The sequence below is a fragment of the Aquibacillus albus genome (assembly GCF_016908325.1).
Classification (GTDB): domain Bacteria; phylum Bacillota; class Bacilli; order Bacillales; family Amphibacillaceae; genus Aquibacillus_A; species Aquibacillus_A albus.
The window spans coordinates 1-1,768 of the sequence record NZ_JAFBDR010000054.1; the positions used below are offsets into that span (position 1 = coordinate 1).

General features: G+C 39.2%; 1 protein-coding gene. It reads right to left on the minus strand.

Annotated features, from left to right (window positions below):
- Window positions 1-127: 127 nt before the first annotated feature.
- Window positions 128-1,447 (minus strand): Na+/H+ antiporter family protein, encoded by a 1,320-nt coding sequence (locus tag JOC48_RS21125; RefSeq protein ID WP_204502404.1) that lies wholly within the window; start codon window positions 1,445-1,447, stop codon window positions 128-130.
- Between the last annotated feature and the right edge of the window lie 321 nt (window positions 1,448-1,768).

The window sequence follows — 1,768 nt, forward strand, 5'->3', positions numbered from 1 at the left end:
ACTCTATTATACCAAATGTTGGGGGATTTTCTTTTTCTTTTTGTATTTTTATCATTTTACATATTTTAGGAAACGTTTTTCAGTAGTCTCGGACAGGTTCCTTGTCCCTCTGTCCCTCTTACTTGAATTATAGAATCATTGCAGCAATCCATCCGAAAATAAACAATGGAATATTGAAGTGTAGGAAGGTTGGTACACAAGTATCCCAAATGTGATTATGCTGCCCATCTGCATTTAAACCTGCTGTCGGTCCTAAAGTACTGTCTGATGCAGGCGCACCTGCATCCCCTAATGCACCTGCTGTTCCAATTAATGCTGTAATGGCTATTGGAGAGAAACCAGCCGCCATACCTAGTGGGACAAACAACGTAGCAATAATTGGGATCGTCGCAAAGGATGAACCAATTCCCATTGTAATGAATAGACCAATCCCGAGCATTAATAAAGCAGCTCCAGCTTTACTATCTCCAACGATATTCCCTGTTTGTGTTACAAGTAAATCTACATGTCCCGTCTCACGAATTACTGCTGCAAAGCCTGATGCAGTTAACATAACGAAGGAAATAAAAGCCATCATCTTCATTCCTTCCGTTACGACGTTATCTGCTTCTTTCCATTTTAAAGAACCGCTTCCTATTAACACGACTAATCCTGCTAATGCAGCGATGATCATTGACTCAGATATAGTTTGGACAACTAATGTCGCTACAATCGAAATGATTGCCACGATGATGGAGCGATTTGTATACTCTTGTTTTTCTACAGGCGCCCCAACAATAGCTCGATCCTGATAGGTGCGATTTCTACGGTAAGTGAAAAGAACCGCAATCAATAGCCCAATAACAAGTCCGATTGTCGGAAGTGCCATTGCATTTGGTACAACAGCAAGATCTACATTTAGACCATTTTGCTCCATATTGTCAGCAATAATCCCCTGGAAGATTGCCCCAAATCCATATGGTAAGAAAATATACGGTGCTGTTAATCCGAAAGTTAACATCGTGGCAATTGCTCGGCGGTCGACACCCAATTCATTTAAAATCTTTAAAATTGGTGGAATTAAAATTGGAATAAAGGCAATATGAATTGGCACGACATTTTGCGAGAAACAAGAAATTAACGTAAGTAAGAAGAAAATAAGTGCTTTTGATAAAGTTTTCTTTCTTGAATCATTATTTCGCCCAACCATTTTAACAACTAAATGAACCATTACTTCCGGCAATCCGGTACGGGCAATGGCAACAGCAAACGCTCCAAGCAAAGCATAACTAAGTGCTACGGTAGCACTACCTCCCAGACCATCACTAAAAACAGTGATTGTTTGTTCAAAGCCTAAGCCGCCTAAGAGGCCACCTGTCAATGCACCAATGGCAAGTGCTAACACAACATGTACACGAGTCAAACTAAGAACTAGCATAACAAGAACAGCTATTAATACTGCATTCAAATCTATCACTCCTGAATCCTTTACTGTGGTAAATTACTAATATAGTAAACAACCAAAACAGATTATCATTTTTATAAAAAGGATGTCAATGAGAATTATTGGGATAGAGGGGCAGGTTCCTCAAAAGTAAAAGGGGTCTGTGATATTATCCCCTTATAGTAGACACAGAGATTATGGGGTGTTACGTTGTCGCTATAAGGGGAGAGTTTTTATGAGTAATAAAAGGTACACGAAAGAATTTAAAGAAAAGGTTGTACAGTATTACCATGATCATGAAGGTTTAGGATACTTAAGTGTTGCCCGAACCTTTAATATACCAAG